The sequence below is a fragment of the Kribbella sp. NBC_01484 genome (assembly GCF_036227145.1).
Taxonomy (GTDB): Bacteria; Actinomycetota; Actinomycetes; order Propionibacteriales; family Kribbellaceae; genus Kribbella.
Genome location: NZ_CP109437.1, coordinates 1,881,725 through 1,905,058, shown reverse-complemented (window position 1 = coordinate 1,905,058; position 23,334 = coordinate 1,881,725). Strand labels below are relative to the sequence as shown.

Here is a 23,334-nt window from a genome sequence, read left to right as displayed (position 1 = left end):
AGACGTTCAGAAGGTCTTACTCCAGAGGTTGATCGCGTAGTCGACCTCGACGCCGGAGTGGGACGCGATGATGCGGTCCGCGTCGGCCGGCTTGAACTCGATCCGGATCACCGCCTCGAGGTCCTCCCGTCGCTCGAACCGCCAGCCGATGTCCAGCGGCGTCCGCGTCCACCCCCGCTCGGTGAAGAACTTCTCCACGACCGCAGGCTTGATCATCGGGTACGCAGCACCGAACCAGCCACCGAACGTCGATCGGCTCGCGTCGTTGTCGATCACGAACGCGGTCCCGCCCCGCCGCATCACCCGGTCCAGTTCGGCAAGTCCGGGCTCACACCCCGGCCCGAAGAAGTACGCCCAGCGCGCGTGCATCACGTCGATCGAGGAGTCCGGCACGGGCAACCGCTGCGCCGTACCCTGCCGCACCTCGACGTTGGGCAATTCGCGCGTACGACGCCTGGCCGCGTCGGCCAGCGCACCGTGCGGCTCGACCCCGATCACCCGGGCCGCGGTCTCCGCGAACCGCGGCAGGTGGAAGCCGGTCCCGCAGCCGATGTCGAGCACCGTCAGTCCGGCCCAGTCCCGGATCGCCCGCATGGCCGGCTCGATCACGCCGTCCGGATCCACCGCCCGGTTCTCGACCTCGTACACCTTCGGGTGCTGCCAGATGTTGGGACTCGGGATCCCACCCTCCGCAATGCTCACAGCGCTAGACCTTAGTTGCCACCGGCAGCGGCCTGGTCGTGGCGGCGGCGAGGAGGGCGACGGGGATGAGCAACAGGCCGCAGAGGATGGCGAGCCAGTGGAAGCCGAAGTGGGCGAGGATCGGGCCGGCGGCGATGCCGGCGATGGAGGCGAGTGCGCCCATCATCAGGTCGGACAGGCCTTGGGCCGAGGTGCGGATGTCTGCTGGGACCGAGCGGGAGAGAAGTGTGGAACCCGCGACCAGGCAGGCCGACCAGCCGAGGCCCAACAAGGCCAGGGCGGCAGCGGTCAGGCCGTGTGCGCCGTCGGGAGCCAGCGCGGCCACCGTCATGGCCATGGCGAGGATTGCCAGGCCGATGCCGATAGTGGGGATCCGGCCGAGGCGGTCCGCCAGCCAGCCCATGACTGGGGACAGGGCGTACATGCCGGCCACGTGGCCGCTGATGACGAAGCCGACGATCATCAGCGAGGCTCCGTGGTGCCTTAGGTGGACGGACGTCATCGACATGACCCCGACCATGACCGCGTGCGCGACTGCGATCGAGAGCAGTCCGAGGCGGGCATGAGGGATCGCCATCACACGCCGGAAGGTGGGCGCCAGCGGCTGCCGCTCCAGTTTGTGTTGGGGTGTGGATTGGTGCAGCCGACGCAGTCCGAACCACACCGTGGTCAGACTGAGCCCGAAGGCGACCACGGAGAAGACATACGGGCCGGCGAGCGCCATGATTCCGATCGACGTGCCCACCGAGCCGCCGACACCGGTCAGGTTGGGTCCGACGACCACACCGATCGTGGTGGCCCAGACGACCAGCGACAGCGACCGGGCGACGCGTGTCGGGTCGGCTGAGTCGGTAGCGGCGTACCGGGACTGCAGGTTGGACGCTGAGCCGCTGCCGAACAGGCAGCCGGCGACCAGGAGCAGTGCGAGCGAGTTCACCTGTGCGGCGACGATGCTGAGCACCGCACCGATCGTGGCGAGCAGATAACCGACTGTCAACGACACCCGCCGGCCACGCGACCGCGCGAGCCGAGCCAGGGGTACGGCGAGGATCGCGGCGCCCAGTGTGGTCGACGTGGCGACCAGTCCGGCCATCGACGTCGAGCCGGAGATGTTCTCGGCCAGCAAGCCGGCGACCGCGAACCCGCTCGCCACCGCGACGCCACCGAGCACATTGCTCGCCACCAGCACCCGCAAGGTCGTCCGCTGCAGCTCGGCGGGTCTCTGGTCGACGGTCACGGGCTCACCTTCTCATCAACCTGACCGGGAAGCAGCTCGATTTGGTGTGTTCGGCGATGCTCTGAGTAGCCGGGTTGCACGCATTTCCGAACGTGGACGTGCGTCGATCCGCGCTTATAGGATTGTCCTGACGTAATTCGACCCTGCTTTGGAGTCCGGATGCCTGACATCGCGATCGTCCCTGCCCCGCGTGAACTCACCGTCGAGGAGGGCCAGTGGATCAGCGCGGATCCCGGCGCCGAGGCGATCCGGGACGTGGTCGAGAACCTCGGTGAGACCGAGTACCGCATCGACGTGACCGCGGACGGCGCCCGGCTGTCGGCCGGCTCCGAGGACGCGCTCCGGCACGCGGAATCGACGTACGCGCAGTTGCTGGATGCTGCCGAGCCGGCCGCGGACGGCAAGGTCGCGGTGCCGGCGGTGCGGATCGCGGACGCGCCGAGGTTCGCCTGGCGCGGAATGATGCTCGACGTCGCCCGGCACTTCATGCCGAAGGACTTCGTGCTCAAGGTCATCGACGTGCTCGCCCTGCACCGGCTGAACACGCTGCACTTCCACCTCACCGACGACCAGGGCTGGCGGGTCGAGATCGAGGCCTACCCGCGGCTCACCGAGATCGGTGCCTGGCGCGACGAGACCATGGTCGGCAAGATGTCGCGCGGCCAGAAGGACTTCGAGTACGACGGCAAGCGGCACGGCGGCTTCTACACCAAGGACGACCTGCGCGAGATCGTCGCGTACGCCGCCGAGCGCGGGATCACCGTCGTCCCGGAGATCGATCTGCCGGGGCACATGCAGGCCGCGATCACGGCGTACCCGGAGCTCGGCAACAACCCGGACACCCAGCTGAGCGTCCGTCAGTACTGGGGTATCAGCGAAGACGTGCTGAACGTGAACGACGAGACCGTCGAGTTCGTCCGGACCGTGTTGCGCGAGGTGCTGGAGATCTTCCCCAGCCCCTACATCCACCTCGGCGGTGACGAGTGCCCGTCGGTGCAGTGGCGCGACTCGGAGGTGGCACAGAAGCGGCAGGCCGAGCTCGGGCTGACCGAGCCGGGGCAGCTGCAGGGCTGGTTCACCGAGCAGGTCGCGTCGGTGCTGGCCGAGGAGGGCCGCCGGCTCGTCGGCTGGGACGAGATGGTCGAGACCGACTGCCCGAAGGATGCCGTGATCATGGCCTGGCGCAGCGCCCACCGCGGCGAGGTCGCGGTGAAGGCCGGTCACCAGACCGTGATGGCGCCGTGCGAGTCGGTGTACTTCGACTACTACCAGGGCGACCCGGCCACCGAGCCGCTGGCGATCGGCAACTTCATCCCGCTGGAGAAGGTCTACGACTTCGAGGTGATCCCGCCGTCGCTCACCGAGGAGGAGGCGGCGCTGATCGTCGGCACCCAGTGCCAGATCTGGACCGAGTACATGCCGGACGAGCAGCAGGTCGGCTACATGCTGCTGCCGCGGCTGTCCGCCTTCGCCGAGCGTGCCTGGGGTTCGCCCAGGACGTCGTACGACGAATTCCTCACCCGCCTGCGCCCCCACCTGACCCGCATCGAGAAGATCGGCGTCAACTACCGCCCCCTCGACTAATCCCCCCGCCCTCCCTCTTATCGACTTTGGGCACCGGCCAACCATTTTCAGCGCGCGAAAGTGGTTGAGGGGTGCTCGAGGTCGGGGGGTAGACGGGCCGGGGTACGGCGGCGACGATGGGGTGCCGGGACCAGGTCGGGAGCGGAGGGGTCGTGACCGCGGTGGGGCCGCTGGACGCGATGTTCTTGCTGGGGGAGACGCGCGAGCAACCGATGCATGTCGGTGGGCTGATGCTGTTCGAGTTGCCGGAAGGCGCTGGGCGGGATCATGTGATTCCGGAGGGGTCGCGGGACTACGTGTCGGGGCTGTACCACGACATGGTCGCGGCGCCGTCGGTCCACCCGCTGTTCGCCCGGCGGATGCGGCACCGGCCGTTCGACCTCGGCTACTGGTCGTGGGAGCAGGACGACGACATCGAACTCGACTACCACGTGCGGCTGTCGGCCCTGCCGCGCCCGGGGCGTGTCCGGGAGCTGTTCGAGCTCACCAGCCGGCTGCACGGCACGCTGCTCGACCGGCACCGCCCGCTGTGGGAGATGCACCTGATCGAGGGAGTGGAGGGCCGCCGGTTCGCGCTCTACAGCAAGATCCACCACTCGCTGATCGACGGCGTGACAGCGCTCCGCTGGATGCAGGACACCCTGACCTCGGACCCGGCGCGGACCGGGATGCCGGCGACCTTCGCGTTGCCGGAGTCAGCGGCCGAGCCGGCGGAGAGCGCTGATGGGTTGCTGACGACGGTCGGCCGCATCCCAGGGAGTGCGGGCAGAGTGCTGGCCGACGTCGCCGGCCTCACACCCCTCGGGGTGAAGAGCTTGGTGCGTTCCTCGGTACCGCTGCGGGCGCCGCGGACGATCCTCAACCAGTCGATCACCGGGTCGCGGCGGTTCGCGGCGCAGTCCTGGCCGGTCGACCGGTTGGAGAAGGTGCGGGCGATCACCGGCGCGACGCTGAACGACGTGCTGCTGGCGATGTGTTCAGGGGCCCTGCGCAACTATCTGCTCGAGCTGAACGCCCTTCCGGACCGGGCGTTGACGGCCATGGTCCCGGTGTCGCTGCGCGATACGCCCGGCGCCCCCGGTGGCGGCAACTCGCTGAGCACGCTGATCGCCGACCTCGCCACCGACGAGCGGGATCCGGAGCGCCGGATCCGCCGGATCATGGCGTCGACCACGTATGCCAAGGGCGTGTTGTCCGAGCTCAGCCCGTTGCAGCGGCTGCTGCTCGGAGCCCTCGGCTTCGGTGTCGCCGGCCCCGCCGCGGTCCTCCCCGGAGTCGCCGGCCGGACGAGGCCGCCGTACAACGTGGTGATCTCCAACGTGCCGGGCCCGAGCGAGAGTCCGCTGTACTGGAACGGGTCGCGGCTGCTCGGGATGTATCCGGCGAGCATCGTGCTCAACGGTCAGGCGCTGAACATCAGCGTCACCAGCTACGACCACCAGCTGCACTTCGGGCTGGTCGGCTGCCGCCGTACGGTGCCACACCTGCAGCGGCTGCTGACCCACCTCGAGACGTCGCTCTCCGACCTCGAGAGCCTCCATTAGGGCTACAGCCGGACGATCCCGTTCGGGGTGTCGAAGACGGCGGCGTTGAGGCCGGGCTGGCCGTTCGGGCCGACCCAGGCGACGTCGAGGTCGTCGAGCAGGTGGTCGGCGGGGTGGCCGATCCAGTCGGTGACGCGAGCCGGGTCGCCGGCGATCTCGAGCGCGGTCAGCTTGACGCCCTTCCCGCCGGTCGACGGGTGCTCGCTCAAGTCGTCCCAGTGGATGAAGAACGGCAGCTGCGGGTCGGCGATCAGCCCCTTCACGCCGATCTGCCGCCAGGTCAGGTTCACCCCGTCGGGCCGGTGCCGGTTGCCGGGCACCGCCGGCCGGCCGAGGCGCTTCTCCATCCGCTCCATGTCGCGGACCGCCACCACCCAGCCGAGCCAGCCGCCGCCGAGCTCCTTGCGGGCGCGGACCGCCTGACCGAACGGTGCCTTGTCGGAGGCCGGGTGGTCGAGGACGTCGACCACCTCGATGTAGCGATCGTTCTCCAGCGGGAGGATGTGGTTCACCGTGCCGAAGCGCGGGTGCACACCGCCGTCGACGAACTCCGCTCCGAGCAGCGCGGACAACCGCTCGACAGTCGCGCGGCACCCATCCGGTCCGCACGCGTACGACAGATGATCCAGACGCATGCCAGTCATTCTGTCCTCACCCACCGACAGTCGCCGCATCCGGGGTGTCGCTTGCGTGCATTTTCGACAGGACGTGTCCGTGTCCGCCGGGGCAACCCACGCTCGGACGAGCGCCATATGCCTGCTCAGTGGGGGTATACGTCCTGTCGAGCTGCACGCCGCTAGGCTCGGCGCATGCGTACGGTCGTTATCGGAGGCACCGGTCATATCGGCACCTACCTGGTCCCGGCGCTGGTGCGTCTCGGGCATGAGGTCACGGTGCTCAGTCGCGGCGAGCACTCGCCGTACCAGTCCGACAGGGCTTGGCGGAAAGTCGAGCAGATCCAGGTCGACCGGCAGGCCGAGGATACCGCCGGGACGTTCGGGCAGCGGGTCGCCGAGCTGCGGCCGGACGTTGTGATCGACCTGATCTGCTTCACCGAGGACAGTGCGCGTCAGCTCGTCGAGGCAGTGGAAGGGAAGATCCAGCACCTGCTGCACTGCGGCACGATCTGGGTGCACGGCCCGAGCATGACGGTGCCGACCCGGGAGGACGCACCACGCAAACCTTTCGGCGACTACGGCGTACAGAAGGCGGCGATCGAGGCCTACCTGCTCGGCAAGGCTCGCCGCGACGGGCTGCCGGCCACGATCGTCCACCCCGGTCACATCTGCGGTCCCGGTTGGACGCCGGTCAACCCGGCCGGCAACTTCGACCTCGGCGTGTTCGAGAAGCTTGCCCACGGCCATGACGTGCTGCTGCCGAACCTCGGTCTGGAGACGCTCAATCCGGTCCACGCCGCCGACGTCGCGGGCGTCTTCCTGGCCGCGATCGCGAGCCGCTCGACGGCGATCGGCGAGAGCTTCCACGCGGTCGCCGATGCTGCGGTGACACTGCGTGGGTATGCGCACGCCGTTGCCGACTGGTTCGGTCAGGAGGCGCAGCTCGGACTCCTGCCGTACGGCGAGTGGCGGGAGAAGGTGCCGGAACGAGACGCGGCCGCCACCTGGGATCACATCGAGCACAGCCCGAACTGCTCGATGGACAAGGCGGCGCGGCTCCTCGGCTTCCGGCCGCGCTACACCGCGCTCGAAGCCACCCTCGAAGCGATCGGCTGGCTCGTCGACAACGGGGAGATCGCTACTTAGAGGCTGGGTGCGGCAGCAGCGGCCGGGCCGTTTCCAGGTGCTGACGGCACAGTTCCGCGAGTACGTCGTACGCCTTGTGGCCCATCAGGGTCTGGAGCTCGACCTTGCTGGACTCGAAGACGGCCTCGACGCCGACGTGCGCCTCGGTGTTGCCGGTGCAGTACCAGTCCAGGTCGTGACCGCCCGGCCCCCAGCCGCGCCGGTCGTACTCACCGATGCCGACCTCGGTGTACGTCGTACCGTCCGGGCGCTCGACCTCGCGGAAGGTGCGGCGGATCGGCAGCTGCCAGCAGACGTCCGGCTTGGTCTCGACGAAGTGCACGCCGCGCTTGAGCGCCAGCCCGTGCAGCGCGCAGCCGGCGCCGCCGGGGAAGCCCGGACGGTTCAGGAAGATGCAGGCGCCCTCCCAGACCCGGGTCTTACGGTCGCCCTCGTCGTCGGTCTCGACCCAGCCGTCCTTCCGGCCCTCCTTGCGGAACTGCCATTCGTCCTTGGTCAGCTCCTTGGCGTAGGCCTTGACCCGCTTCTCGTCGTCGGAGTCGGAGAAGTGTGCGCCGAGGGTGCAGCAGCCGTCGTTCGGTCTGCCCTTGTAGATGCCCTTGCAACCACCGCCGAAGATGCAGGTCCAGTTGGACGCCAGCCAGGTCAGGTCGCAACGGAAGACCTGGTCGGGATCGTCGGGATCGGTGAACTCGACCCACGCGCGGGGAAAATCGAGAGAAACCTCAGGCACCTGGAAAGCGTACGCGCCAAACCCGCACAACTGTGAACGACGACTCCGGAACACGCTGGTACTCCGATAGTCCAGTAGCGTGAGGGTATGCGGCTCGGCGTACTCGACGTGGGATCCAACACCGTCCACCTGCTCGTGGTGGACGCACACCGCGGTGCCGCGCCGCTTCCGGCGTACTCGCACAAGACGGAACTGCGGCTGGCCGAACACCTGGACAAGGACGGCAAGATCGCGCAGTCGGGGTCCGACGGGTTGGTCGCATTCGTCAAGGAATCGGTCGAGCTGGCCGAGGACAAGGGCTGCGAGTCGGTGCTCTCCTTCGCCACCTCGGCGCTGCGAGAGGCGCCGAACGGCGAGAAGGTGCTGGACCGGGTCCGCACCGAGACCGGGGTCGACCTGCAGGTGCTGAGCGGCGAGGACGAGGCCCGCCTGACCTTCCTGGCGGTACGGCGCTGGTTCGGCTGGTCCTCGGGCCGCCTGGCGGTGTTCGACATCGGTGGCGGTTCGCTGGAGATCGCGGCAGGGTCCGACGAGGAGGCGACGATCGCCGTCTCGGTCCCGCTCGGCGCCGGCCGGCTGAACCGGGAGGGCCTGACCGCCGACCCGCCGGACAAGAACGAGGTCCGGGCGCTGCGGAAGCGGATCCGGATCGAGATGGCCGCCGTGGCCGGTCCGGTACTGCGGGCCGGCAAGCCGCAGCGTTCGGTCGCCACCAGCAAGACGTTCCGCTCGCTGGCCCGGATCTGTGGCGCGGCGCCGTCGGACGACGGACCGTACGTGCCTCGTGTCCTGGACAGGGACGACCTGACCGAGTGGATGCCGAAGCTGACCAAGATGTCCGCCGCCGAGCGGGCCGACCTGCCCGGGGTCTCGGCCGGACGGTCGTCGCAGCTGCTCGCCGGTGCGATGGTCGCGGACGCGGTGATGGACCTGTTCGACCTGCCCGCGCTCGAGGTCTGTCCCTGGGCACTGCGCGAAGGCGTCATCTTGTCCCGGCTCGACCAGCTGCAACCCCGATAGGCTCCCGATGACTACCAGCAAGACCGCGCGGATCGGCCTGTCCACTGCGTCCGTGTACCCCGAGTCGACCGCCAGCGGATTCGAGCTCGCCAGCCGGCTCGGGTACGACGGTGTCGAGGTGATGGTCGGCATCGATCCCCTGAGCACCCAGATCGACGCGATCCAGCGGCTGGTCGACTACCACCAGCTCCCGGTCCTCGCGATCCACGCGCCCTGCCTGCTGATCACGCAGCGGGTCTGGGGGACTGATCCGTGGGGCAAGCTCGAGCGCAGCGCCGAGGCCGCGAAGGACCTCGGCGCCGACGTGGTCGTCGTCCACCCGCCGTTTCGCTGGCAGCGCGACTACGCGCGCGGGTTCGTCGAGGGGATCGCCCGGCTCGAGGCGGAGACCGGCGTGATCTTCGCGGTCGAGAACATGTACCCGTGGCGCGCGCCCGGCAAGGGCCTGCAGGCGTACGCCCCGAGCTGGGACCCGACCGAGCAGTCCTACGCCCACACCACGCTGGACCTGTCGCACTCGTCGACCGCCGAGCAGGATTGCGTCGAGCTCGCCGCGACGATGGGCAGGACTCTCAAGCACATCCATCTGACCGACGGGACCGGCTCGGCGAAGGACGAGCATCTGGTTCCCGGCCGCGGCACGCAGCGCGCGGCGGATCTGCTCGCCGAGTTGGCCAATCAGGACTTCCGCGGTCACATCATCATCGAGATCAACACGCGGCGTGCGACCAGCCGGTCCGAGCGTGAGGTCGACCTGGTCGAGTCGCTCGAGTTCACCCGGAAGCATTTCGCCCGCGGATCACGCCGTACGTCGTTCGCCGTCACCCCCGAAGGCGAGATCTCGGAACTGATCCCGTGAACGAGCGTACGGCGGGGAGTGGGCGGGCCGGCCGTCGTCCGGGCGGACCGGATACCCGCGGTGAGATCCTGGGAGCGGCCCGGAAAGCCTTTGCGGACAAGGGATTCAGCTCCACCTCGATCCGTGCGGTCGCCCGCGAGGCCGGGGTCGACGCGGCGCTGGTGCATCACTACTTCGACAGCAAGGACGAGCTGTTCATCGAGGCGATGGCCATCCCGGTCGACCCGCGCCAGATCGCCGCGGAGATCCTGGACGGACCTCGGGAGGAGATCGGCCGGCGGATCGCGACCGTGTTCCTCGGGATCTGGGAGTCGCCCGAGGGACAGCAGCGGATGAAGGCGATCTTCCGCAGCGTGGTGACCAGCGACGAGGTGGCCCGTTTGATGCGCGAGGGCATCACCCAGATGATCATCCAGCCGATCTCGCGCACGCTCGACGTACCCGATGCGCACCTGCGCGTGAGCCTGGCCGCGACCCAGCTGATCGGCGCCGCGATGGCCCGCTACCTGGTCGGGCTCGAACCGGTCGCCTCCGTCGACCTCGCGACCCTGATCGACCGGCTGGCGCCCGTTCTCCAGCTCCACCTGACCGGCTGATGCGGATCCCCACCGACCGCGAGATCCACGCCCTGCATCGCGATCACGCGCCCACTCGCGAAGCCTTCGAGTCGGTGTATCCCCATTCCGTGGTGGTTTGCCAGGTCGCCGAGCAGCTGTTCGACGGTCTCGACGTCGACACCGACCTGATCCGGGCGGGCGCCCTGCTGCACGACATCGGCGTCTATCGCCTGTACGGCCCGACCGGCGAACTCAACACGGTCGACTACGTGCGGCACGGCGTACTCGGTCATGAACTGCTGGACGGCCTCGGCTTCCCCGAACCGATCTGCCGCTTCGCGTCCCGGCACACGGGCGTCGGCATCACGCGGGACGACGTACTGCGCCAATCGCTGCCGATCCCGGTCGACGACTACATCCCGGCCTCCGCTGAGGAGGAGTTGGTGATGTACGCCGACAAGTTCCACAGCAAGCGCACTCCGCCGGTGTTCCTGACCGGGGACACCTATGCCGCGTCCGTCGGGCGATGGGGCGAGGACAAGGTCACGGCGTTCGCTTCGCTGCGGGCGAAGTACGGCGAACCCGTCCTGGGCCCGCTCAGCGAATCCACCGGTTACTCCGTCATTTGAAGGCTTGTCAGAGGGTGCCGCGCGAGCTAAATTCATCACATGATGAAAAATGCGGTGAGTTGCCGGGACGTCGTGGTGGTGCGCGGCGACCGGGAGGTCCTGCACGGGGTCGGGTTCGACCTCCGGGCCGGGACGGTGACCGGGCTGCTCGGTCCGTCCGGCTGCGGCAAGACGACGCTGATCCGGGCGATCGTCGGTCTCCAGGCCCGCGTGACTGGCGATGTCTCCGTGCTCGGGTTGCCCGCCGGAGCGCCGAAGCTGCGCGGGCGGATCGGGTACGTCACCCAGGAGCCCAGCGTGTACGGCGATCTCACCGTCACCGAGAACCTGCGCTTCTTCGCCGCGGTGCTCGGAGTCCCGACCTCTGACGTGGATCGGGTCATCGACGCCGTCGACCTGCGCTCGCACGCGGATGATCGCGTCGATCGGCTGTCCGGCGGGCAGCAGTCGAGGGCCTCGCTGGCCGCGGCTCTGCTCGGGGATCCCGAACTCCTCGTCCTCGACGAACCGACCGTCGGCCTGGATCCGGTGTTGAGGCGCGACCTGTGGAACCTCTTCCACTCCTTGGCAGACGCCGGCGCGACGCTGCTGGTCTCGAGTCACGTGATGGACGAGGCTTCGCGCTGCGACCGCCTCCTGCTGATGCGCGACGGCGACCTGCTCGCCGACGACACCCCGCAAACGCTGCTCGACTCCGTCGGGACCATCGACATGGAGCAGGCCTTCCTCACCCTGATCGAGCGAAAGGCAAGTGCGCGATGACGCCCCGGATCACCTTTGCCGTCGCTGCACGGGTCCTTGCCCAGCTGCGCCGCGACCGTCGCACGGTGGCGATGCTGATCGTGCTGCCGACGGCGCTGGTCACCCTGATGTGGTGGATGTTCATCGACTCACCGAACGCTTTCGACCGCTTCGGCGGGCCGCTGCTCGCGGTGTTCCCGGCGATCGTCATGTTCGTCGTCACCTCGGTCGCGACCCTGCGCGAACGCTCGAGCGGCACGCTGTCCCGGCTGTTCACGATGCCGATGGCGAAGCTGGACTTCCTCCTCGGCTACGCGCTCGCCTTCGCCCTGATCGCCGTCGTCCAGGCCGTCGTGGTCGTGTCGATCGCGCTGTACGCCCTCGACCTCAAGATCGAAGGCCCGGCTTGGCAACTCGGCGTGGTCGCCGTTCTCGACGGTGTGCTGGGTATGGCGCTGGGCTTGTTTGCCAGTGCTTTTGCGGCGACCGAGTTCCAGGCCGTGCAGATGATGCCGGCAGTGATGATCCCGCAGATCTTGCTGTGTGGATTGCTCGTTCCACGGGATCAGCTGCCGGCAGTCCTGCATGCGGTGAGCGACGTACTGCCGTTGTCCTACGCGGTCGACGCGGTCATCGGAGTTGCCCAAGGCAACGGGTTCACCAGTGGCGCCGGCGGAGATGCTCTGGTGGTGCTGGCGTTCATCCTGGCAGCTCTCGGCCTGGGTGCGGCGACACTGAAACGTCGTACCGCGTGACGCCGGACAGAGAGTCCCGCAGCCTGTCTCAGGCCGGTTGCCGGGGCTCCAGGATCTTGACGACCCTTCCGTCCTTGTCGTAGGCGGTGGCCTTGAAATCGGTCGCCTTCGCCGTCGTCGGTGGGCTCAGCCAGAGGTAGGCGAACCAGCCGTCGGTGACCGGAATGTCGGTAGCCGCCGACGGGCCCATCTGCAGGTGGATCCGGGTTGCCGTGCTCGCCACCCGTCCCCAGGCGCGAGCCTCCCAGCAGAGCTTTCCGGAGCACTCCCGGCCGCTCAGATCCCTACCGGTATAGAGATCCGCGCGTTGCGAACCCTTCGCCGGGGTGAGGATCGGGTCATGCCCCTGCCGCACCGAGTCGGGGTTCAGGAAGGTGGTCCCGCGCATCACCATGCCGCCGTCCAGCGAGTTCTTCTCGATCTCGCAGGCGATCGCCGTTCGCCCGTTGGGTGACACCGCGGTCAGCAGCACGCTCGGCCAGATCTTCGACCGCGCCGAAGCGACGATGCGCCACTTGGTGACATCCACCCAGGTCTGTGCGGAACAGTTCAGCAACTGGATGGCAGGGTCCGTCGGAACCGGATCCTTCCGGAGCTTCGCCATCAGTGCGGCCGTCGGCTTGTCCGCACCGGGGACCGTGCACAGCAGCATCTTGTCGCCGACCTTGATTTTTGCACCCTTACCGATACTCGCCTGGTCTCCGATCCGGTATCCGCCGACGGTGTCCGCCAACGGACCCTTCATGTCCGGAAGTCGCAGCCGGCAACGGCGCAGCGCCTCCGCGTTGGTGACTGGCGCGCCGACGACATCGTCGCCGCGCGGTATGCCCTGCACCGGCGCGAAGTACGCCTCCTGCTGCTGCTGATCGCCCGCCACCGGGGCGTCGTTCGCGCGGAGCTGGTTGGGCAGCAGCGCGGCGGTGGCGGCGATCGCTGCCAAGCCGGCCACAGTGCCGCCGACGGCGAGCATCCTGCGGCGGCGGCGCCCTCGGCGACCGCGGTCCAGCAGTCGGGCGGTGTCCAGCGGGTCGAACTGCTCTGCATCGGCGAGGCGGTGCAGTTCGGCACCGACCTCACGTACGTCCTCCATGGGGTTCTCCTTCACAGTGCTCGGCTCGTCCGTCGCCGGTCGATGGCTTGCCGGAGAGTGTCGAGACCGCGGGCCGCCTGGCTCTTCACGGTGCCGGTCGAGCAACCGAGGATCTCCGCGGTCTGCTCGACGGACAGATCCTCGTAGTACCGCAGCACCACACAAGCGCGCTGACGCGGCGGCAGACCGCGAAGCACGTCGAGAACCTCGTCGCGCTCGGCGTGCCCGGTGGCGAAGTCGGCCGCCGTTCGATCCGGCACGGCGTCTGTCGCCACTTCCCGGCGCCACGGCCGGCGGCCACCGTCGTGTGCCACGTTGACGACCATCCGCCGTGCGTACGCGAACGGGTTGCCCACCCGCCGTACCTTCGGCCAGGCCAGGTACAGCTTGTAGAGCGCGTCCTGGACGATGTCGTCCGCCTTGTGCCGGTCGCCGCTGATCAGGTAGGCCGTCCGCCGCAGCGATGGACTCGTCGTTTCGACGAATTCCACGAAGTCTTGGTCTCGCACGGCCATGCCGCCGCCTCCACTCTCTCCGAATTCCCCCTCAAGACGGAAACCCCGGGCGATCAGGTTGCATCCCGATCTGCCGCGACCGGCGGGAGGTCAGCGGACGACGTCGTACACGAGCTTCTGGATGCCGTTGGAGTAGGACTCGCTCTCGACGACCTCGAGGCGTTGTTTGTCCTTGTCGGTCTCGCTGAAGAGGCGCTTGCCGGCTCCGAGGAGGACCGGGAAGACCAGCAGGTGGTATCGGTCGATCAGGCCGGCGTCGGACAGGTTGCGGTCCAGGGTGGCGCTGCCGTGGATGATGATCGGCCCGCCCTCGGTCTGCTTGAGCGCGGCGACGTCGTCGAGGGATCGCAGGATCGTGATGTCGCCCCAGTTCGTCACCAGGTCCTCGTCCTGCAGGGTGGTCGACACGACGTACTTCGGCATCACCCGGTAGCCAGGGAACTCGGGCATGTCCGGCCAGACCGGAGCGAAGGCCTCGTAGCTCGCACGGCCCATCATCATGGCCCCCGCCTCCTCCTGCTCGCGGCCCTTCAGCTCGTACGCGGCCGGGTCGAACTCGATGTCCTTGAACGTCCACCCCGAACTCCGGTAACCCGCCTCTCCACCAGGCGCCTCGACAACGCCATCGAGCGAAACGAACGCGGTCGCGATCAAAGTACGCATCACAAACTCCTTGTCAGTCCTACCGTCCTGTCACCCTTGCGTCGCCCGACGCCCACCGAACTAGACATTCTGCCGCTTGTGACCCCAATCACACCCCATCAACCGGGGCAGCTACCCGGCGAGGTGGGAGACGTTGTGCCAGGCGGGGTCAGGGTTGGTGGTAATGGTGACTTTGCCGTGGGGCCAGCCCGTGGTGGCGGCTTGGAGTTGGGCACCGGCCGGGGTGGTGCCGTCGGTGTAGTAGTGCAGGATGCGGACGCCGGCCGAGGTTTCGTGGGCGAGGAGGTTGCCGGAGCCGCCGAGGCGGTCGGTGAGGTGGTCTTCGAAGGCGCGGAGTTCGTCGAGCATGTCGGACTCGGGCAGCCCGTCGTCACGCACCACGGGATAGCCGATCGAGACCGCGACGTGGGTGTCGAGGTGTGGGCGGCGGATGGAGCGCAGCGGGTACTCCGCGGTCGCGATCAGCCGGTGTCCGTCGCGCGTACCCTCGAGCATCTTCCACGCCGGACTGCCGTCCTCCAGGGTGTGCTCGGCCGCGAACGCAGCCACCGCCGGCAGCAGCGAATCGATCGCCACCGCATCAGCCGGCGCGGAACTGAGGGTCTCGATCGCGCCGACCCAGGTCTCCACCATCTCCTCGCCGAGCACCAGGTCGAGGATCAGGAAGGTCACCCGCCGCTGCACATCGATCGGCACATCAGGAAAGACAGGGTGATGTACGCCGACATGGATCGAAGCCGCATCCGGTTCGATCGAGACGACCGCCTCGTCGACCGGGATCGGCGGCAGCCCGTCGAAGCGGATCGTGAACGCAGGCCCGGGCCGGCGCAGGTCGGCGTACTCCCAGGTCTCGTCGGACGGCGGCGCGGCGCGCAACCAGCGGCGGGCGACGGCGCGGTGGGTGGGGTTGCCGGCCGCGGTGACGATCAGGGCGTGCTTGGCGTGCAGTCCCGGACCGAGTTCCCACTCGAGGTCCTGGTGGATCCGCCCGATCAGGTCGGTCAGCGCGGAGCTCGTCTCGGTCGGCTCCTTCCGGGCGATCGCGTCTGCCACCTGTGCCGCGCCGGCCCCGGTCCACCACGACCAGAACGCGCCGATGGGGTCGGCCTCCACGACGGTCCGCTTGCGACGCTTGAAGATGGGCATGCCCGCATCCTTGCCGACCAAGGGTGCGAGTATCGGACCAGTGGACCGGCTGGTGTGGTCCCCGCCACACGATTGGCGAGCGTCTGGTTCAGGCGCGTAGCCTGCTGACACCACTGGCATATGGGGCCGGGTGGGTCGATGAGGAGGAACACGTAGTGCTTCGGCGAGTCCTGCTGGGCATGTCCCGCAGCCCCCAGATCAAGAAGGCCGTGTCGTCGCTCCCGGTGTCCAGTGGCATCGTCGCACGGTTCGTCGCCGGCGAGACCGCTCCGGAGGCCGTGCTGGCCACCGAGAAGCTGGTCAGCAACGGTCTCGACGTCACCCTCGACCACCTCGGTGAGGACGTCACCGACCTGGCCGCCGCGACTGCCACCGCGGACGCCTACCTCGAGGTCTTGAAGCAGCTCGCCGCCGCCGGTCTGACCAACAACGCCGAGGTCTCGGTCAAACTGTCCGCGGTCGGCCAGGCGCTGCCCGGCGACGGCGAGAAGATTGCGCTGGAGAACGCCCGGACCATCTGCCTCGCGGCCCGCAACGCGGGGACGACGGTCACCCTCGACATGGAGGATCACACCACCACCGACTCCACGCTGGGCATCCTGCGCGAGCTGCGCCAGGACTTCCCGGAGACCGGCGCGGTGTTGCAGGCCTACCTGCGCCGGACCGAGAGCGACTGCCGAGACCTGGCGTACGCCGGATCCCGCGTCCGGCTCTGCAAGGGCGCGTACAAGGAGCCGGAGTCGGTCGCGTTCCAGGACAAGCGCCAGGTCGACAAGGCGTACGTCCGCGCGATGAAGATCCTGATGAACGGCACCGGCTACCCGATGATCGCCTCGCACGACCCGCGGCTGATCGCGATCGCCGGCTCGCTCGCCGACCGCGCCAACCGTCGGCCGGGCAGCTACGAGTACCAGATGCTCTACGGCATCCGTCCCGAGGAGCAGCTCCGGCTCGCCGGCCTGGGTCACACCATGCGTGTCTACATCCCGTACGGCGAGGACTGGTACGGCTACCTGGTCCGCCGGCTGGCCGAGCGCCCCGCGAACATCCAGTTCTTCGCCAGGTCCCTCATCAGCAAGAAGTAACCTGTCGGCATGACTAGTCAGGTGGCCATTCTCGGGGCCGGTGTGATGGGGGAGACGTTGCTGTCCGGGCTGATTCGGGCCGGGCGGCGACCGGAGGAGCTCCTGATCACCGAGCGCCGGGAGGAGCGGGCCACCGAACTACGCGAGCGGTACGGCGTCGACGTCGTGTCCAACGTGGATGCGGCGGTCAAGGCGGACACCCTGGTTCTGGTGGTGAAGCCGCAGGACATGCCCGACCTGCTCGCCGAGATCGCGCCGGCGGTCCGTGCGTCCCAGACCGTGGTCTCGCTGGCCGCCGGCATCACCACCGGGTTCATCGAGTCCCGGTTGCCCGAGGGTGTGGCCGTCGTCCGCGTCATGCCGAACACGCCGGCCCTGGTCGACGAGGGGATGGCCGCGATCTCTCGTGGTGCGCACTGCGACGAGAGCCACCTCGAGTTGGCGGAGGGCCTGCTGGCCGCGACCGGCCGGGTCATCCGGGTGCCGGAGAAGCAGCAGGACGCGGTGACCGCGATCTCCGGGTCGGGCCCGGCATACCTGTTCTTCGTGGTCGAGGCGATGATCGAGGCCGGCGTCCACATGGGCCTGCCGCGGAGCACCTCGACGGACCTCGTCGTCCAGACTGTGGTCGGCTCGGCGAAGCTGCTGCGGGAGACCGGTGAGCACCCGACCGTGCTGCGGGAGCGGGTGACGTCACCGGGCGGTACGACGGCCGCCGCCATCCGCGAACTGGAGGACCACAAGGTCCGGGCCGCGTTCCTGTCCGCGATCGAAGCGGCCCGCAACCGGTCGCGCGCGCTGGCTGCCGAATAACACCTCTCCGACGGGTGGCGTTATTGTTGGCGCCGCAGTTTCCTGCCTTGTTCGAGGGATGAGTCGACTATGGTCCCGCCCATGGGTAATCGTTCGGTCGATCCTGCCGCCGCGCCTGCGCAGCGGCAGGAGGTGCCACAGCTGCCGTGGCAGGTGCCATTGGATCCGGCGCCCTGGTGGGCCTGGGCACTGTTCGTCGCCCCGTTCATCGTCGTGCCGGCGCTGAACTCGTGGCTCTGGATGGGCGCTCGCGACATGCTCGCGGTCGGTCTGCTCACGATCATCGGCGCCTCGGTCGTCCGTGTCGCCGGCGGCGTGGTGCTCTACCGCGTGGTGCTGACCGACACCGCCCTCAAGGCCCGCACCAGCATGCTCATCCGCAGCCTCGCCTGGCAGGACGTCGACAAGATCGAGATCGGCGACGACAACGTCGTACTGAGTCGCGGCCAGGACGAGAGCGAGATCAACGGCATCCCGAAGGACCGCACGGCCGAGGTCGGCGCGGTGATGGAGGCCATCCGCGGCCAGGCGGCCGACAGCCCGGTGCGGCGCCATCGGCCGCGTCCCGGGATCGGAGCCCTGCTCGTCCTCGCCTACTTGATCCTGTCGGTCGGCGCCTTCCTGCTCCGCTGGCACATCGTCGTCTGACCAGGGCGTGTCCTAGGCGGTCCACGGCCCTTCGCCGGCAACCCGGTCCACGGTGATCCGGGCGATCACGCCGGTGTCCCAGATGCCTTCGCCGAAAGGGAATTCCGGTACGCCGAGGTAGCGCTGGGACTGGCGATCCATCAACGCCTTGTAGTCCGCCGCAATCCCGGGGCCTTCGACCTTCGCCGTACCGCGGATCACCAGGTACTGCGTGATGCCGCGAGAGCTCACCTGGTCGTCCTGGATCAGCAGTGTCACGCGGGGATCGCGGAACAGGTTGCGGGTCTTGCGATGCGGGGCCTGGAGACCGAGCAGGATCTCCTCGCCGTCGCGCTCGGCCCAGACCAGCGATGCCTGCGGTGAGCCGTCGGGGTCGACGGTGATGACGGTGACGTCCTTGGGTTCGGTGAAGAGCCGGTGGGTGCTTTCGGGAAGAGCGTTCATACCGGAGACGGTAGGCACCGCCGTGGGAACCTCTGAGTACCCTTGACGGTCGTGGATGGATTGGATCCCGGCGATGTCTTCCTGGCCGACTGCCCGGCTCGGCTCGCGGTCGAGGTGATCGCCGACAAGTGGGCCGTAGTCGTCCTGTGGGGTCTCAACGAGGGACCGCGGCGGCACTCGGAGCTGATCGCGCTGATCGGCGGCATCTCGAAGAAAGTTCTCACCCAGACCCTGCGGCGGCTGCAGGCGAACGGCCTGGTCGACCGCCGGGACTTCGGCGGCGTCCCACCCCGCGTCGAGTACGGGTTGACCGACCTCGGCCGGACCCTGATGGGGCCGATCCGGATGCTCACGATGTGGGCGGAGGAGAACGGGGAGGCGGTCCTCGCGGCGCAGGAGGGAGGATGACGGCATGGATTTCTCTTTGTGGCCCGCGGCATCCAGGACCTGGTCGGAAGTGCTCGAAGGAGCCGAGTACGCCGAACGCACCGGCTGGCACGGGGTCTGGATAGCCGATCACTTCATGCAGAACGGCGACGACCTGTCCGTTCCCGTCAACGAAGCCTTCGCCCTGCTGGCGGGGATCGTCGCCCGGACCGAGCGGGTCCGGGTCGGCTCGATGGTGCTCGGCAACACCTACCGGCATCCCGCCGTCGTCGCGAACACGGCGGCGACGATCGACCAGATGGGCAACGGCCGGTTCGTCCTCGGGATCGGGGCCGGCTGGCAGGTGAACGAGCACGAGGTCTACGGCATCGAGCTGCCGCCGGTGCGTGAACGGCTGGCCCGGTTCGAGGAGGCCTGCCAGGTGATCAAGGGCCTGCTCACCCAGGAGCGGACGACCTTCGACGGGACCTACTACCAGCTGACGGGCGCCCCCTTGGAGCCGAAGCCGGCCCACCTGCCGATCCTGATCGGCGCCGCCGGCGAGAAGGTTGCCCTCGGCATCGTTGCGAAGTACGCCGACGAGTGGAACCACTGGGGTGACCCGGCGCTGGCCGCGCACAAGGGCGAGGTCTTCGCCGTGCACTGCGAGCGCCTCGGCCGCGACCCGAAGACGGTCCGCCGGTCCGCCCAGACGATGCTGGAGGTCGTCGTACCGGGTGACACCGAGGCGGCCGAGCGGAAGGAACGGCTCGAGAGCCGTGGCGGGCACGTGATCATGGGGTCGGCGCAGGAGGTGCTCGACAGGGTCGCGCACTACCCGGCCGCGGGGATCGACGAGTTGCTCGTGCCGGACGCGTTCCTCGGCTCCGGCAACCGGCGGTTCGACGCGCTGGAGCGCCTGCGCGAAGACGTTTTCGCCAAGATCTAAAGGGACAGCGTGGCCATGACCGGCCAGTGGTCGCTGGGCAGCCGTCCGTCCGGGCGGTAGTGGGAGACGGCTGCCTCGACCACGGTCCACCCCGCGCTGACCAGGATGTGATCGATCCGGTCGCCGTCCTCCACACCGGTGAAGTCGTTCCAGCTTCCACCGGCTTCGATCGGTACGGCGAGGCGCAGGCCGGACTCGGTCAGCGTCTTCAGCGGCGGGGAGTCCGGCGTCGCGTTCAGATCGCCCATCACGATCCACGGCAGCTCGCCCGAGGTCCAGCGCGCGATCAGCCGCGACGACTGCAGCTGGGCCATCTCGCCGGCGTGGTCGTAGTGCGTGTTCGCGACGCCGATCGTCGTACCGTTGCGGTGCCGCAGCCAGACCAGCGTCGCGATCCGGGTCAGGTCCGCGTCCCAGCCGACCGAACCCGGCGTGCCCGGATCGTCGGACAGCCAGCGGGTCTCGTGCTTCTCGACGCGCCAGTCGCCGGGCCGGACCATGACGACGGAATGCTCGCCGGCGCTCATCCCGTCGTCCCGGCCGACGCCGACGATCTCGTACTTCGGGAATCGCCAGCGCAGGTAGTCGAGCTGGTCGGGCAGCACTTCCTGCAGCCCGACCACGTCCGCGTCCAGGTGCTCGATCGCCGCCACTGTCGCGTTCCGCCGGACCGGCCAGGCGTTGTCGCCGTCGGGTGCGGAGGAGTTGCGGATGTTGAACGTGGCGGCGCGAATCTTCATGGTGCCGATCCTGCCAAACCCATCGCCCGCGTCGCCGCTCGGAGTCGGGGAGTGCTCGCGTCGATGGCCCGATCCCGTCCTTGCGCGAGCAGCTGGTCGATCGCACCGGGGTCGCCCGTCAGCCGCGCGTACTCCTTCTGCAGCGGCTCGATCACGGCCAGCACGGCGTCCGCGACGTCCTGCTTGAGTGATCCGTACGACGAGTACGACGCGGCCAGCGTGACCGGATCGCCATCCGTACACGCCGCCAGGATCTCGAGCAGGTTGGTGACGCCGGGCTTGTTCGCCTCGTCGTGGCGGACCTCGTTCCCGGAGTCGGTCACCGCGCGCATGACCTGCCGGCGGATCACGTCCGGCGGGTCGAGCAGCCGGATCACGCCGATCGCGTCGTCGGCAGCGGACTTGCTCATCTTGGTCGTCGGACTGGCCAGGTCCTTGACCCGCGTCGCCAGCGCGGCCTTCGCCAACTGCGGTACGACGAACGTCTCGCCGTACTCGCGGTTGAACCGGATCGCGATGTCGCGGGCCAGCTCGACATGCTGGTCCTGGTCACCGCCGACCGGGACCTGCTGGGCGCCGTACAGCAGGATGTCCGCGGCCATCAGGCACGGATAGGTGAACAGCGAGGCCCGCGTCATCGGGCGCCCGTTGCCCTTCTCCTTGTACTGGATCATCCGCGACAGTTCGCCGACGTACGACGTGCACTCGAGGAGATACGCGAGCTGCGCGTGCGCGGGGACGTCGGACTGGACGAACACGGTCCCTTCGGGGACGCCGGCCGCGAGCATCAGCGTCGCGAACTCGCGGGTCAGCGCAGCGAGCCGGCGCGGATCGTGCTTGGTCGTCATCGCGTGCAGGTTCGCGACGAAGTAGAACCCGTCGGGGTCGGTGAACCGGCGCAGCGCGCCGAGGTGGTTGCCCAGCGTCAGACGGCCGGACGGGGTGATACCGGACAGCGAAGTCATGATGATTGCCCTTTCGGTGAGTGTGAGAGCCCCACCGAGGGCATCAAAAAGGCCGCCTCGGCGAGGCGGCCTCTTGGATGCGTGCGAACACGCCGGGGGACCGCCCTAGGCGGCCCACCACAGCTGCAAGTTCGTGTTCACGGCATCAAGCCTAGCTCATCGACCGGGGCGGTGGGGAAGGAATTCAACGCTGTGTGAGCGACTGGACGATCAGCTCGTTGCGGGCGTCCTGACCGAGCGGCACCGAGGGGTGGACGCCGTCACGGAGGTAGTTGGCCAGGCGGTACGGCTTGACCCAGAGCCACTCTGCCCAGCGGATGATCCGCAGGTTCGGGTACTTCTTCTGGGCGTCGTACAGCTGCATGTTGAGCCAGGAGCTGTTGCGCTGGTCGGCAAGCTGCACCGCCGCGGTCTGGGCCGTGCGGACGACCTGGAGGTCGACCCAGAACAGCGTCCGGTTCTGGCCGACGATGCTGATCGCCCGGTCGACCTGCGCCGCGAACTTCGGCGGGTCGAAGATGTCGTTCGACCCGCTCGCCATCAGGATCCGCCGCGGCAGGCCGTACGTCGACGCCCACTGCTGCAGCGCGTCGACCGCGCCCGAGGTGGGCCGGCTGGCCCAGTTGTTCACAGCCATCTGGCTGCCGTCACGGTTCAGCAGCCGGATCGCCAGCGACTTGCCGTCCTGGACCGAGATGCTGTCCCCGAACATGTACACGCCGTTGGTCTCGACCACGCGCCTGGTCTGCGTCTCGGTCGAGATGGCCCGGGTCCCGTTCGCCCAGGAGCCGAGCGTGCCGGAGCCGTACAGGCCACCGGGCGTCGCGGCCGTCGCCGGCACAGTCGAGGCGGCCACGGTCGACGCGGCGACGGCCGCTCCCGCCGTGAAGACCTGCCGCCGATTGGGTCTGATCGAGCTCAAGCGCTTCCTCACGGGAAGGAACTGTGCGGCCTGACCACCGATCGGCGCAACTCCGGTTCGCGGCGGCCGGACGCCGGGCAGAGTACAGGACTAGACCGGCTTGTGTCACCCTCCGCAACCGAATCGCTCCCCGGTTTGCAGTTACGTGCAAATCCTGTAACGCCTTGCAGTCTTTGAGCGATGAAGCACCTGTCGGACCAGTTGTCACACGGGTCGGCGCGGCTCTGGAGGGGTGTCGCGCCGGCTCGTGTCCTTCGTCAGGGCGGTGATGAGGGGCTCCGCCACCGCCATCACGTCTTCCGGTGGCGCATCCAGACCGTCCAATCGGACCAGGTGCCGCCCGATCACGAGCCCGAGTGTCAACGCGCCGATCACGCCGGAACGCAGTACGGCGTCGTCCCCGGGCAACTGTGCTGCCACCTGACGCTGCTGCCCGGTCATCGCGGACCGCACCTCGTCGGCCGCCTCGGGGTGACTGAACATCGCCCGCAGCGCGGCCAGCGCCGCCGCCGGCTCGTCCGCCAGCTTCTCCGACAATGCGCTGGTCAGTTGTGCGGCGATCTCCGCCGGCGATCCCACGATCGGCCCGTCCGCGGGCATCGCGGCCGCCTGGGCGAACAGTCGCTCCTTCGATCCGAAGTACCGCATCACCAGGCCGGGATCGCTGCCGGCCGCGGTCGCGACCGCGCGGATCGTCGTCCGGTCGTACCCGTGCTCGCCGAACAACTGCCGCGCCGCCGTCAGGATCCGCGCCTCCGTCCGCCGCCGCTGCTCCACCCTCGTCGTCATCGGCTCAGTCTACGCATGTTGACTGAAGCTCGCTGAGAGGTCTAGGGTTTCAGTCAACGTACGTAGACCGAAATG

Annotated in this window: 27 protein-coding genes; 14 read left to right on the top strand and 13 right to left on the bottom strand. The window is 68.6% G+C overall.

Features of this window, described 5'->3' with window-relative positions:
• Nucleotides 1-6: 6 nt before the first annotated feature.
• Nucleotides 7-702, bottom strand: a complete 696-nt coding sequence (locus OG555_RS09360) for a class I SAM-dependent methyltransferase (RefSeq protein ID WP_329482417.1) — start codon at nt 700-702, stop codon at nt 7-9.
• A gap of 4 nt (nt 703-706) precedes the next feature.
• Nucleotides 707-1,939, bottom strand: a complete 1,233-nt coding sequence (locus tag OG555_RS09355; protein ID WP_329482416.1) for an MFS transporter — start codon at nt 1,937-1,939, stop codon at nt 707-709.
• Between the two features lie 159 nt (nt 1,940-2,098).
• Here OG555_RS09355 and OG555_RS09350 point away from each other — a divergent pair, with 159 nt between their 5' ends.
• Both OG555_RS09350 and OG555_RS09345 read left to right on the top strand, forming a co-directional pair.
• Nucleotides 2,099-3,523 carry a beta-N-acetylhexosaminidase gene (locus OG555_RS09350; protein WP_329482415.1) on the top strand — a complete coding sequence of 475 codons (1,425 nt, stop codon included), beginning with the start codon at nt 2,099-2,101 and terminating at the stop codon, nt 3,521-3,523.
• A 152-nt stretch (nt 3,524-3,675) separates the two neighbouring features.
• A complete protein-coding gene (locus OG555_RS09345; RefSeq protein ID WP_329482414.1) occupies nt 3,676-5,067 on the top strand; it encodes a WS/DGAT/MGAT family O-acyltransferase in 1,392 nt (463 codons plus the stop codon).
• A gap of 2 nt (nt 5,068-5,069) precedes the next feature.
• Here OG555_RS09345 and OG555_RS09340 read toward each other — a convergent pair whose 3' ends face one another.
• Nucleotides 5,070-5,702 carry a VOC family protein gene (locus OG555_RS09340; protein WP_329482413.1) on the bottom strand — a complete coding sequence of 211 codons (633 nt, stop codon included), beginning with the start codon at nt 5,700-5,702 and terminating at the stop codon, nt 5,070-5,072.
• Between the two features lie 174 nt (nt 5,703-5,876).
• On the opposite strand from OG555_RS09340, the gene OG555_RS09335 reads away from it, so the two are divergent.
• Nucleotides 5,877-6,830, top strand: coding sequence for an NAD-dependent epimerase/dehydratase family protein (locus OG555_RS09335; protein ID WP_329482412.1), 954 nt, complete (start codon nt 5,877-5,879; stop codon nt 6,828-6,830).
• On the opposite strand, the gene OG555_RS09330 is transcribed toward OG555_RS09335, so the two are convergent.
• On the bottom strand, nt 6,823-7,563 hold the full coding sequence (locus OG555_RS09330; RefSeq protein ID WP_329482411.1) for a hypothetical protein: 741 nt from the start codon (nt 7,561-7,563) through the stop codon (nt 6,823-6,825). The genes OG555_RS09335 and OG555_RS09330 overlap by 8 nt on opposite strands.
• 87 nt (nt 7,564-7,650) lie before the next feature.
• On the opposite strand from OG555_RS09330, the gene OG555_RS09325 reads away from it, so the two are divergent.
• Genes OG555_RS09325 through OG555_RS09300 form a run of 6 tightly spaced genes read left to right on the top strand, consistent with a single transcriptional unit; the run spans nt 7,651 to nt 12,124 of the window.
• Complete coding sequence (locus OG555_RS09325) at nt 7,651-8,583, top strand: Ppx/GppA phosphatase family protein (RefSeq protein ID WP_329482410.1); 933 nt, start codon at nt 7,651-7,653, stop codon at nt 8,581-8,583.
• A 7-nt stretch (nt 8,584-8,590) separates the two neighbouring features.
• Complete coding sequence (locus OG555_RS09320; RefSeq protein ID WP_329482409.1) at nt 8,591-9,442, top strand: sugar phosphate isomerase/epimerase family protein; 852 nt, start codon at nt 8,591-8,593, stop codon at nt 9,440-9,442.
• Nucleotides 9,439-10,038 carry a TetR/AcrR family transcriptional regulator gene (locus tag OG555_RS09315; protein WP_329482408.1) on the top strand — a complete coding sequence of 200 codons (600 nt, stop codon included), beginning with the start codon at nt 9,439-9,441 and terminating at the stop codon, nt 10,036-10,038. Before OG555_RS09320 ends, OG555_RS09315 begins: the two co-directional genes overlap by 4 nt.
• Nucleotides 10,038-10,628 (top strand): HDIG domain-containing metalloprotein, encoded by a 591-nt coding sequence (locus OG555_RS09310; RefSeq protein WP_329482407.1) that lies wholly within the window; start codon nt 10,038-10,040, stop codon nt 10,626-10,628. The genes OG555_RS09315 and OG555_RS09310 overlap by 1 nt, the downstream gene beginning before the upstream one ends.
• Before the next feature lie 39 nt (nt 10,629-10,667).
• Nucleotides 10,668-11,390, top strand: a complete 723-nt coding sequence (locus tag OG555_RS09305; protein WP_329482406.1) for an ABC transporter ATP-binding protein — start codon at nt 10,668-10,670, stop codon at nt 11,388-11,390.
• On the top strand, nt 11,387-12,124 hold the full coding sequence (locus OG555_RS09300; protein ID WP_329482405.1) for an ABC transporter permease: 738 nt from the start codon (nt 11,387-11,389) through the stop codon (nt 12,122-12,124). The genes OG555_RS09305 and OG555_RS09300 overlap by 4 nt, the downstream gene beginning before the upstream one ends.
• Before the next feature lie 28 nt (nt 12,125-12,152).
• Here the strand turns inward: OG555_RS09300 and OG555_RS09295 are convergent, their stop codons facing one another.
• The 4 genes from OG555_RS09295 to OG555_RS09280 all read right to left on the bottom strand — a co-directional run bounded on the left by OG555_RS09295 (nt 12,153) and on the right by OG555_RS09280 (nt 15,538).
• Nucleotides 12,153-13,214, bottom strand: coding sequence for a hypothetical protein (locus OG555_RS09295; protein WP_329482404.1), 1,062 nt, complete (start codon nt 13,212-13,214; stop codon nt 12,153-12,155).
• Nucleotides 13,215-13,225: 11 nt separating this feature from the next.
• The gene (locus OG555_RS09290; protein ID WP_329482403.1) at nt 13,226-13,729 is read right to left on the bottom strand and encodes a SigE family RNA polymerase sigma factor; all 504 of its coding nucleotides are present in this window, start codon (nt 13,727-13,729) and stop codon (nt 13,226-13,228) included.
• A gap of 90 nt (nt 13,730-13,819) precedes the next feature.
• Nucleotides 13,820-14,392: a dihydrofolate reductase family protein gene (locus OG555_RS09285; RefSeq protein WP_329482402.1), complete on the bottom strand. Its 573-nt coding sequence runs from the start codon at nt 14,390-14,392 to the stop codon at nt 13,820-13,822.
• Nucleotides 14,393-14,503: 111 nt separating this feature from the next.
• The gene (locus OG555_RS09280; protein WP_329482401.1) at nt 14,504-15,538 is read right to left on the bottom strand and encodes a DUF695 domain-containing protein; all 1,035 of its coding nucleotides are present in this window, start codon (nt 15,536-15,538) and stop codon (nt 14,504-14,506) included.
• A 155-nt stretch (nt 15,539-15,693) separates the two neighbouring features.
• On the opposite strand from OG555_RS09280, the gene OG555_RS09275 reads away from it, so the two are divergent.
• The 3 genes from OG555_RS09275 to OG555_RS09265 all read left to right on the top strand — a co-directional run bounded on the left by OG555_RS09275 (nt 15,694) and on the right by OG555_RS09265 (nt 18,084).
• The gene (locus tag OG555_RS09275) at nt 15,694-16,623 is read left to right on the top strand and encodes a proline dehydrogenase family protein (protein ID WP_329482400.1); all 930 of its coding nucleotides are present in this window, start codon (nt 15,694-15,696) and stop codon (nt 16,621-16,623) included.
• 9 nt (nt 16,624-16,632) lie between these two features.
• Entirely contained in the window at nt 16,633-17,436 is an 804-nt protein-coding gene (gene proC / locus OG555_RS09270) for a pyrroline-5-carboxylate reductase (RefSeq protein WP_328525863.1), read from the top strand.
• An 81-nt stretch (nt 17,437-17,517) separates the two neighbouring features.
• A complete protein-coding gene (locus tag OG555_RS09265) occupies nt 17,518-18,084 on the top strand; it encodes a hypothetical protein (protein WP_329482399.1) in 567 nt (188 codons plus the stop codon).
• Nucleotides 18,085-18,096: 12 nt separating this feature from the next.
• Here the strand turns inward: OG555_RS09265 and OG555_RS09260 are convergent, their stop codons facing one another.
• Nucleotides 18,097-18,528, bottom strand: coding sequence for a pyridoxamine 5'-phosphate oxidase family protein (locus OG555_RS09260; protein WP_329482398.1), 432 nt, complete (start codon nt 18,526-18,528; stop codon nt 18,097-18,099).
• Between the two features lie 51 nt (nt 18,529-18,579).
• Between OG555_RS09260 and OG555_RS09255 the strand changes: the two genes are divergently transcribed.
• Together OG555_RS09255 and OG555_RS09250 are read left to right on the top strand one after the other, a co-directional pair.
• Entirely contained in the window at nt 18,580-18,936 is a 357-nt protein-coding gene (locus OG555_RS09255) for a winged helix-turn-helix transcriptional regulator (protein ID WP_329482397.1), read from the top strand.
• A 4-nt stretch (nt 18,937-18,940) separates the two neighbouring features.
• Complete coding sequence (locus OG555_RS09250) at nt 18,941-19,843, top strand: TIGR03560 family F420-dependent LLM class oxidoreductase (RefSeq protein ID WP_329482396.1); 903 nt, start codon at nt 18,941-18,943, stop codon at nt 19,841-19,843.
• Here the strand turns inward: OG555_RS09250 and OG555_RS09245 are convergent.
• The 4 genes from OG555_RS09245 to OG555_RS09230 all read right to left on the bottom strand — a co-directional run bounded on the left by OG555_RS09245 (nt 19,840) and on the right by OG555_RS09230 (nt 23,259).
• Complete coding sequence (locus OG555_RS09245) at nt 19,840-20,583, bottom strand: endonuclease/exonuclease/phosphatase family protein (RefSeq protein ID WP_329482395.1); 744 nt, start codon at nt 20,581-20,583, stop codon at nt 19,840-19,842. The two genes, OG555_RS09250 and OG555_RS09245, sit on opposite strands and share 4 nt — an antisense overlap.
• The gene (trpS, locus tag OG555_RS09240; RefSeq protein ID WP_329482394.1) at nt 20,580-21,548 is read right to left on the bottom strand and encodes a tryptophan--tRNA ligase; all 969 of its coding nucleotides are present in this window, start codon (nt 21,546-21,548) and stop codon (nt 20,580-20,582) included. The genes OG555_RS09245 and trpS overlap by 4 nt, the downstream gene beginning before the upstream one ends.
• A 184-nt stretch (nt 21,549-21,732) precedes the next feature.
• Nucleotides 21,733-22,482: a hypothetical protein gene (locus OG555_RS09235; RefSeq protein ID WP_329482393.1), complete on the bottom strand. Its 750-nt coding sequence runs from the start codon at nt 22,480-22,482 to the stop codon at nt 21,733-21,735.
• 192 nt (nt 22,483-22,674) lie between these two features.
• On the bottom strand, nt 22,675-23,259 hold the full coding sequence (locus OG555_RS09230) for a TetR/AcrR family transcriptional regulator (RefSeq protein WP_329482392.1): 585 nt from the start codon (nt 23,257-23,259) through the stop codon (nt 22,675-22,677).
• Nucleotides 23,260-23,334 lie beyond the last annotated feature (75 nt).